This is a genomic window from Burkholderia sp. LFS061 (genome assembly GCF_047978125.1).
Lineage (GTDB): Bacteria > Pseudomonadota > Gammaproteobacteria > Burkholderiales > Burkholderiaceae > Burkholderia > Burkholderia pyrrocinia_C.
In genome coordinates this window covers 1-729 of sequence record NZ_JBFPFS010000129.1, presented here as the reverse complement: position 1 = coordinate 729, position 729 = coordinate 1, and the positions used below count along the sequence as shown (strand labels likewise).

Annotated in this window: 1 protein-coding gene and 1 pseudogene; both read right to left on the bottom strand. The window is 61.0% G+C overall.

What is annotated here, in order from left to right:
- Positions 1-93: 93 nt before the first annotated feature.
- Entirely contained in the window at positions 94-351 is a 258-nt protein-coding gene (locus ACNQQL_RS36005) for a hypothetical protein (RefSeq protein WP_347069697.1), read from the bottom strand.
- Positions 352-630: 279 nt separating this feature from the next.
- Positions 631-729: pseudogene (locus ACNQQL_RS36000) on the bottom strand (IS5/IS1182 family transposase); the annotation flags it as partial.

Genomic DNA, 729 nt, shown 5'->3' with positions numbered 1-729 from the left:
CGGTCCAGCTTCGACGATCCGTCGCCAACTCAGCAGCCAATCGCATACGAAATCCTTTTGCGCAGCGACCTCGTGATCAAGACGAGGCGTTTTTCAACAGCCTGCTAGGCGTCCTTCGTCGTCCGCATCGCCGTCGCACGGCCCGACGACGAGCCCGCAGTGCGGGGCTTTCAACGGTATGCGAGGCGGGACCATCAGGCCCGTGCAGCATGAAATGAGAAATCGCGTACGCGAGTCGTAGCTCATCGCGAAGGCTGCCGCGTGAGCCCATCTGCCGATCGACAAACCGCCATCGAGAATCGGCGAGATGACCCAGTCGCGCTGGAATTGACGGTTGAATTCGTCGTTCATCACCGCTTGCTCTCCAGTCTCCGCGCTATCGCTGGAACGGTACGCTTATGCGCCGATCGCGGAACCGGTTTCTCGCGAAGCTACTTCCAACGGCGACCTGCGGTGAAGTTCTGACGCTTCAGGAACACGTCGGCAAACGAAGTCCGCTTCGACTCGCCGCTCAACGCCGCTTCGCCAGCAGTGCTCGGCGTTGACGTCCGCACGTCAACGTCGTGGACTGTCTCACTGCTCCGAGCCGGCGTGGGTAGCGGCGCCTCACGTAGTCCGTTAGAGACGGTTTCATAAAGGCTGTTCGGCGCGCCGGAGGGTATTCCAGCAAATCAGGCAGCAACCGAGTTTGAGGAACGCCCCGTGAATGTCGGCGCGACGCTCGAAACG

What these genes read in the sequence shown, in the direction of transcription:
- ACNQQL_RS36005 (WP_347069697.1), bottom strand. Translation starts at nt 351, where the DNA reads ATGAACGACGAATTCAACCGTCAATTCCAGCGCGACTGGGTCATCTCG.